Annotated in this window: 8 protein-coding genes; 4 read left to right on the forward strand and 4 right to left on the reverse strand. The window is 65.5% G+C overall.

Annotated elements, in window-relative coordinates; genetic code table 11:
* Positions 1-4: 4 nt before the first annotated feature.
* On the forward strand, positions 5-1,909 hold the full coding sequence (locus tag JMF82_RS07920; protein WP_201313983.1) for a SurA N-terminal domain-containing protein: 1,905 nt from the start codon (positions 5-7) through the stop codon (positions 1,907-1,909).
* A gap of 277 nt (positions 1,910-2,186) precedes the next feature.
* Here JMF82_RS07920 and JMF82_RS07925 read toward each other — a convergent pair whose 3' ends face one another.
* Positions 2,187-3,422 carry a LysM peptidoglycan-binding domain-containing protein gene (locus tag JMF82_RS07925; RefSeq protein WP_307837958.1) on the reverse strand — a complete coding sequence of 412 codons (1,236 nt, stop codon included), beginning with the start codon at positions 3,420-3,422 and terminating at the stop codon, positions 2,187-2,189.
* Positions 3,419-4,183, reverse strand: coding sequence for a hydroxyacylglutathione hydrolase (gene gloB / locus JMF82_RS07930; protein WP_201313984.1), 765 nt, complete (start codon positions 4,181-4,183; stop codon positions 3,419-3,421). Before gloB ends, JMF82_RS07925 begins: the two co-directional genes overlap by 4 nt.
* A gap of 225 nt (positions 4,184-4,408) precedes the next feature.
* Here gloB and JMF82_RS07935 point away from each other — a divergent pair, with 225 nt between their 5' ends.
* The 3 genes from JMF82_RS07935 to dnaQ are packed head-to-tail and all read left to right on the forward strand — an operon-like array spanning position 4,409 to position 6,282.
* Positions 4,409-5,092: a methyltransferase domain-containing protein gene (locus JMF82_RS07935; RefSeq protein WP_201313985.1), complete on the forward strand. Its 684-nt coding sequence runs from the start codon at positions 4,409-4,411 to the stop codon at positions 5,090-5,092.
* 27 nt (positions 5,093-5,119) lie between these two features.
* Positions 5,120-5,563, forward strand: coding sequence for a ribonuclease HI (gene rnhA, locus JMF82_RS07940; protein WP_201313986.1), 444 nt, complete (start codon positions 5,120-5,122; stop codon positions 5,561-5,563).
* Positions 5,560-6,282 (forward strand): DNA polymerase III subunit epsilon, encoded by a 723-nt coding sequence (dnaQ, locus tag JMF82_RS07945; RefSeq protein WP_201313987.1) that lies wholly within the window; start codon positions 5,560-5,562, stop codon positions 6,280-6,282. Before rnhA ends, dnaQ begins: the two co-directional genes overlap by 4 nt.
* A 12-nt stretch (positions 6,283-6,294) precedes the next feature.
* On the opposite strand, the gene JMF82_RS07950 is transcribed toward dnaQ, so the two are convergent.
* Together JMF82_RS07950 and JMF82_RS07955 are read right to left on the reverse strand one after the other, a co-directional pair.
* On the reverse strand, positions 6,295-6,996 hold the full coding sequence (locus tag JMF82_RS07950; protein WP_201313988.1) for a protein phosphatase 2C domain-containing protein: 702 nt from the start codon (positions 6,994-6,996) through the stop codon (positions 6,295-6,297).
* 104 nt (positions 6,997-7,100) lie between these two features.
* A partial coding sequence (locus tag JMF82_RS07955; protein ID WP_236585355.1) for a hypothetical protein occupies positions 7,101-7,340 on the reverse strand: 240 nt, incomplete at its 5' end.

The raw sequence follows: 7,340 nt of genomic DNA on the forward strand, positions 1-7,340 counted from the left end.
AACCATGCTTCAGGCACTGCGTAACAAGCTTCACGGATGGCCTTCCATCGTCATTCTGGGCATTTGCGTTTTCGCTATTTCGTTTTTCGGCATCGAGTCCTATTTCGCCTCGCATACGGAAACCTACGTGGCGATGGTGGGGAAGCACGAGATTTCCCAGCGTGACTTCCAGGACCGCATGAACGAGGCTCGCCGCGACGCCATGGCGCGCATGGGCGACAGCTTCGACGCTGCGCAGTTCGAGCAGCCGGAAATGAAGCGCCGCATCCTCGACCAGCTCATCAACGAGCAGTTGCTTCGCCAGGCCAACGACGCGCTGGGCATGAAGGTGCCCGATCTCGCGTTGCGCGATCGCATCGCGGGCACGCCGCAATTCCAGGTCAACGGCCAGTTCGATCCCACCACGTACCGCGCGATCCTTGCCGCGCAGAACATGACGCCGGCGATGTTCGAGGCGAGCCAGCGCGCTTCGCTCGAACCGGGCCTGGTGCCGCGCGCGATCATCGACAGCGCGATCGTCACCGACGCCGACATGGATCGCTACCTGGGCTTGCTGTACCAGCGCCGCGACCTGCGCTGGTTCCCGCTTCCGCGTCCGGCCCTGGCCGACAACGCGGTGACCGACGCCCAACTGGAGGCCTACTACAAGGACCACCAGGCGGATTTCATGAATCCGGAGCAGGTGTCGCTGAAGTACATCGAAGTGAATGGCGCTGACCTCAAGGTCGATGCACAGCCGAGCGACGACGAGCTCAAGAAGCGCTACGAAGAGCAGAAGCAGCGCTTCGTGCAGCCCGAGCAGCGCCTGGTGTCGCACATCCTGGTCAACGTGCCGAAAAACGCGACGCCGGATCAGCAGAAGGCCGCGTTGGCCAAGGCCGAAAAGATCGCCGGCGAAGCGAACGCCGGGAATTTCGCCAAGCTCGCCGAGCAGGACTCGGACGACCTGGGCTCCAGGCGTTCGGGTGGCGACCTGGGCTGGCTGGAGAAGGGCGTCACCAACGCGGCCTTCGATTCGGCGCTGTTCTCCTTGCAGAAGGGCCAGATTTCCAAGCCGGTATTGTCCGACGAGGGCTACCACGTGCTCTTCTTGCGCGACGTGCGCAGCGGCGAGGCCAAGCCTTTTGCCGAAGTGCGCGACCAGATCGCCAAGGATTACCTGAGCACCGAGCGTGATCGCCAGTACAGCGAGCTCGCCGGCAAGCTCACCGATCAGACCTACCAGAATCCTTCGTCGCTGGAGCCGGCAGCGCAGGCTCTGGGCCTGCCGATCCAGACCACGGCGCTGTTCCCGCGCAAGGGCGGCGAGGGCATTGCGGCCAACCCCAAGCTGGCACAGACCGCGTTCTCGGACGACGTTCTGGTCCAGGGCAACAATTCCGGCCTCGTCGAGCTGGGGCCGGACCATGCCGTGGTCGTTCGCGTGGACAAGCATGTGCCTGCCGCCGCGCGTCCGCTGGCTGAAGTGCGCGACCAGGTGCGCCAGAAGATCCTCGATGAACGCATGGCGGCGGAAGCCCTGAAGAACGCCGATGCGCTGCTCGCCAGGCTGCAGAAGGGCGAGGACATGCAGGCCGTTGCCGGCGCCGTCGGTGCGACCGTGCAGGCGGTGCCGAACGCAATCCGCATGCAGCAGGGCGTGGCTCCCGAGGTACTCGTGCAGGCGTTCCTGCTGCCGCACCCGGCCGAAGGCAAGCCACAGTTCGCCCGCGTCTCCACGGCCGACGGCAACTACGCGCTGGTGGCTGTCGACAAGGTGCAGGAAGGCGATCTGTCCAAGGTCACCTTTGAGCAGCGCGATGCATTGCGCGGCCAGATGGCGCAGGCCTATGGCATCCTCGCCACGCAGGCGTTCATCGACGCGCTCAAGGCCAAGACCGACATCAAGATCGCTGCGGACCGCATGTAATCCGCGTCATCGCTGACATGCGCAAAGAGGGCGGCCTTCGGGTCGCCCTCTTTGTTTCTGGGTCAGGACGCCGGGGCCCTGTCATGTCGAGGATGTGGTCGCCGATATCCACATGGGTGATTTCGTACGCGATGCGGAAGGCGGGACACGGACACGGGAACCTGCCTGCCTGGTACGTGACGCTTCGGTGCACGGCTGCCTTGCTTTCGACGCATGCCGGTGGATGCGCGTCCGCACCGGCGTGCCATCCGCCGTCATGGCGCGGCGCTCGCGTGACTCAGCCCGGAGCGCTGATCTTCAGCACCTGTCCGGGCTTGACGCCCGCGTTCTGCAAATGATTCCACTGCTGCAGTTGCTTGATGTCGACCGAATAACGCCGGGCGATGCTCCATAGGCTCTCGCCCGACTTGACGGTGTGGGTCTGGCCGCCCCCGGTACGCTGCTTCGATGATGGCGTGTCGGCATCCGTGGCACCGGCAAGCGTCGCGCCCAAGGGCGGAATCACCGTCGTGCCAGGCACATTCGCGTTGCCATCGTCATTGGCGGCGAGCAGCGAATTGCGGAACTGCTGCGCGTGGCCGCTGGGCAACAGCAGGTATGGCGACGCATGCGAATCGACCATGCCGTTGCGGAAAGCGGCGTTGAGGTCTTTCAGCTCATCGGACGACATGCCCGCGTGGTCGGCGGCGTGGGCGATAGGCATGGAGCTGTCGATGCTTACGGCGACCAGCCGCTGCTCGGACGGCAGCGTAGGAAGGCTCACGTTGAAGCGATTGGGCTCGCGGATCACGCAGGCAATGGCCAGCAGCTTCACCAGGTGCTCGCGCGTTACCGCCTTCACCGGCATCTTGGGAATCACCGGTTCGTCAGGCGGCGTGCCATGCTGGCCGACCATCCGCTTCACGCCGAACTCGCCGGCATTGAAGGCGTAATCGACCAGGCGCCAATCGCCCAGGTCGTCGTGATAACGGCTGAGCAGAGCCATGATGGCATCGGTGGCCGCGGGGACGTCCAGGCGGCCGTCGAAATTCCTGTCGACGCGGATGCCCAGCGCGCTGGCCGTGGCCGGCATGATCTGCCACATGCCCGCCGGCGCGTTCTTGCCGCCCAGGACAGGGCGATACTGGCTTTCCACCCACGGGAGCAGGGCGAATTCGCCGGCGACATGGTGGCGGGCCGCAATCTGCTGCACGTAGGCGAGCCGGGGTGCCGCGGCCGCGAGCTGGCTCTCGAAGCGGTCCGGGTTCTGGGTATAACGACGCGCCCAGGTGGCAATCCCCGGGTCGGCATCGCAATCGGCCATCTGGAAGCTGCCGCGCAGCTGATCCCACACACCGGCGCTGCCCTCGCTCGGCTTCGCCGGACTTACCACGGGATGCGTGATATCGCGCACGGGCTGCGGTTTGGGCGCCTGCACGGTAGGCCCGGGGGCCTTGGGCGTCGGCACGGTCGCGCATGCCGCCAACAGGACGGACAAGGCCAGGGGGAGGGGGCGAAGGCGTCGAATACTCATCCGGTGAACACGTCCTTGTTGGCGCGCAGCGCGGCGAACCGCGCGACGCGATCGCCATCGATGCCTTGGCGCCGGCTCCATGCAATCACCTCTTCGCTGTCCGTGCGAAGGAAAGGATTGGTCGCTTGTTCGGTGGCGAGCGACACCGGGAGTGTCGGCCGGTTGTGCGCGCGAAGCGCGCTGACTTCATGCTGCCGCGTTGCCAGCGCCCGATTGGAGGGTTCGATCGTCTGCGCAAAGCGGCCGTTGGCGGCGGTGTACTCGTGCGCGCAGCAAACCAGCGTATTGCCGGGCAGGGCGGCAAGGCGATCGAGCGACGAGAGCATCTGCGCCGGCGTGCCTTCGAACAGCCGGCCGCAGCCCATGCTGAAAAGCGTGTCCCCGCACAGCAGGACGCCTTCGCCCGCATAGGCGATATGCGACGTGGTGTGACCCGGAACCGCGATGACCTCGAAGCGCGCCGCGGGCGCATCCAGCGTGACGATATCCCCATCGTCCACGCGATGGGTGGCGCGGCCGATACGCTCGTCGCGCGGCGCATAGACCGGCACGTCGTGATGCGACAGCAGCCCATCGACTCCACCGATATGGTCATGGTGGTGATGCGTGAGCAGGATGGCGCCAAGCACGAGGCCGCGTGCTTTCAGCGCCGTCTCGACGGGAAATGCGTCGCCCGGGTCGACTACCACCGCATGGCCACTGTCGTCGTGAAGCAGCCAGATGTAGTTGTCGGCGAGCGCCGGTAACGGTACGACGTGCAAGAGTTGTCCTCCGCGGTCTTCGTATCGACTGACGCAGGCATCCTTGGCTTGCGCGAGGTAGCGGACTATAAAGCGCCTTGCCGACGCACTCGTTAGTGAGACGTTAACCGCCCTCGCCGGTATTCAGCTGCGTGCGGCGGTTGGTGACCGGGGTGCAAACCAGCGCACGCAATGCGCGGGCCAGCGGCTACACTGTCGCCATCGATCCGGCCGGACCGCCCAGGCATGTCTCAGCGTGACCTAGACATCTATTCCAGCGCCCCCCTGCGCAGCCTGCTGGCTGAGGAGATGGTGGCGCTGATGCCGGGCCTGCAGCGCTGCAGCGGAACGCATGGCTTGCAGCTGAGCGTCAATCGCGATGACGCCCCGCCGGTCCTGCCCCTGCTGGGCAATTGGACGCGCCTGAACCTGGAAGGCGGGCGTTACACGGGTGACCTGAGCGCGCATGGCGACGAACCCCTGCCGTTCGTGGATGACGCCTTCGAACTGGTTCTGCTGAGGCATGCGCTTGAAGTGTCGGGCACGCCGCAGGATCTGCTCGAAGAAGCTTCAAGGGTGCTCGCGCCAGGCGGCGTGCTCGCGATCACCGGCCTGCACCCTTTCAGCGCGTGGTTGCCGTGGATGATCTGGCGCACGCGCGGCCGCACGCCGACGATGCATTCGCCCATCCTGCTGGAGCGCTGGGTACGGCGCTCCGAGTTGGACATCGAGCATGTCGAGCGCGTCGGCCAACTGTGGCCCAGTCAACGCACGGCCATGGATTCGGCGCGCCTTTTCGGCGGCGGTTACCTGATGCTCGCCCGCAAGCGGCGACGCGTGGCCACGCCGATACGCCTCAAGCCCAAGACCATGCCGGCTCCCGTCAACGTGGGGCTGGCGCCAGGCGCACGTCGCAATGCGGCGTCCTGATTCCTCGCTTTTTTTTGATGGGTGACAATGACTGAAGTGGAAGCATTTACCGACGGCGCGTGCCTGGGCAATCCTGGGCCGGGTGGCTGGGCTGCCCTGCTGCGCGCCAAGGGCACGGAGCGCATGCTCTCAGGTGGCGAGACGGCCACCACCAATAATCGGATGGAGTTGATGGCAGCCATCGGCGCGCTGGAGGCGTTGACGCGTCCCTGCAGGGTGTCGCTCACCACCGACTCGCGCTATGTCATGCAGGGCATCGAGGAATGGGTGCCGAAGTGGCGTGCCAACGGCTGGCGCACGGCAGACAAGAAGCCGGTGAAGAACCAGGACCTCTGGCAGCGTTTGTCGACGGCCGCGGAGCGACACCAGGTGCGATGGCATTGGGTGCGTGGACACAATGGCCATGTGGAAAACGAGCGCGTCGATGTCGCGGCGCGCGAGCAGGCCGAACAGTTCAGGAGCAGGGCATGAGGCAAATCGTGCTGGATACCGAGACCACGGGTCTCGAGGTGCGTCAGGGTCATCGCCTGATCGAAATCGCATGCGTGGAGATGATCGAGCGCCGCCCCTCCGGCCGTCATTACCAGACTTACCTCAACCCCGATCGTGCGATCGATGAAGGCGCGCGACAGGTCACCGGCATCGAGGACGAGTTCCTGCTCGACAAGCCGCGTTTCGCCGAGGTGGTGGATGAATTCCTGGCCTTCATCGACGGCGCGGAACTGATCATCCACAACGCCGCGTTCGACGTGGGCTTCATCAATGCCGAACTTGCGCGCCTGGGCGAGGCCTACGGGCAGCTAGCGGATCGCTGCACCGTGCTCGACACGCTGATGATGGCGCGCGAACGCTACCCCGGGCAGCGCAACAGCCTGGACGCGCTCTGCAAACGGTTGGGCGTGGACAATTCCGCGCGCGATCTGCACGGCGGCCTGATCGATGCGCAGCTCCTTGCCGAGGTCTATCTGGCGATGACGTCGGGCCAGGTCGTGCTCGACCTGGGTTTCGAAGGCGCGCAGGAGCAGGGCGCGGCGGTCACGTTGGCGCCGGTGGCGCTACACCGCCGCCCACGGGTGCTGCGCGCGAACGATGAGGAAGTCGCGGCGCACGAACGTCGCCTCGATGCGCTGGACAAGAGCGCAGGCGGAACCAGCCTTTGGCGCCGCGAGGAAGCGCCGGCGATCAACTGAGCGCGTGGCGCTTCAGTTGATGCGGGCAAGAATGGTGGTGATGTTGTCGCTGCCGCCGCCATCCAGTGCGGCCAGCAGCAAGTGCTCCACGCACTCCTGCGCAGACAGGTCCTGACGGGATACGACGCTGGCCATGGCCGCGTCGCTGACCTCTTCAGTGAGGCCGTCGCTGCAAAGAAGGAAGCACATGCCAGGCTCCAGGCGGCCACGCGCCATGCCGATGTGCAACTGCTCTGGCGCGGTGATGCCCAGGGCCTGGGTGATGACATTGCGCTGCGGGTGTCGCGTGGCCTGCGTGGCATCGAGCATGCCCGCGGCCACCAGTTCCTGCACCAGCGAATGATCGTGGCTGACCTGGCGAAGGCTCTTCTGCCAGAGATAGATGCGGCTGTCGCCGACCCAGGCGACTTCGTAGGCGTCCGCATGCAGCCGCAGTGCCGCGATGGTCGTGCCCATCGGACGCGCATCCTGGAAGCCGCGACTATGCTGGATCAAGCGCACGTCGGCGGCACGCACGGCCTCGACCAGGCTGTGGCCACGCATCACCAGGTCGGCCACGGCATCGCGCACCAATGCGGAAGCAACTTCGCCGTGCTGGTGGCCGCCCATGCCGTCCGCCACGAGAAACAGGCCGAGCGAGGCATCGGCGTAGTAGGTGTCTTCGTTGCGCGTACGGCGCAGGCCGACGTGGGTTCCGTGTCCAAACTCGATCATGGGATGCCTGGTGTGGCGTTGCGGTGCGAGCATGACGGATGTGAGGGGAATGCGCAAAGAATGGATGGGTGAAAGCGGGGCGACACGGCGGAAGCGTTCACCTGTCATTTTCGCGAAAGCGCGGAGCCAGTGACGTCGGCCACATGCTCGTCTTCCGGATTTGTCCGCGTGATGTCGACACTGGCGAAATAGAGCTGGCAATCGTGCAGGGTGGGATGGTCGGGTCCCTCCATGGGACCCGACTCCTTCGCGCTGGCGCGCTGCGGGGCCAGCCTGCGGCTGTCCAAATTTGCTTCCTGCAAATTTGTCGAACCGGTGGCTTCGTCCACGCCACCCTCTCCGAC

This window comes from Dyella sp. EPa41, assembly GCF_016586165.1.
In the GTDB taxonomy this organism is placed as follows: domain Bacteria; phylum Pseudomonadota; class Gammaproteobacteria; order Xanthomonadales; family Rhodanobacteraceae; genus Dyella.

Excerpts from the sequence above, each read along its gene's own strand:
- JMF82_RS07920 (WP_201313983.1), top strand. The coding sequence starts at position 5 with ATGCTTCAGGCACTGCGTAACAAGCTTCACGGATGGCCTTCCATCGTC.
- JMF82_RS07925 (WP_307837958.1), bottom strand. The coding sequence starts at position 3,422 with ATGAGTATTCGACGCCTTCGCCCCCTCCCCCTGGCCTTGTCCGTCCTG.
- JMF82_RS07935 (WP_201313985.1), top strand. The coding sequence starts at position 4,409 with ATGTCTCAGCGTGACCTAGACATCTATTCCAGCGCCCCCCTGCGCAGC.
- rnhA (WP_201313986.1), top strand. The coding sequence starts at position 5,120 with ATGACTGAAGTGGAAGCATTTACCGACGGCGCGTGCCTGGGCAATCCT.
- dnaQ (WP_201313987.1), top strand. The coding sequence starts at position 5,560 with ATGAGGCAAATCGTGCTGGATACCGAGACCACGGGTCTCGAGGTGCGT.
- JMF82_RS07950 (WP_201313988.1), bottom strand. The coding sequence starts at position 6,996 with ATGATCGAGTTTGGACACGGAACCCACGTCGGCCTGCGCCGTACGCGC.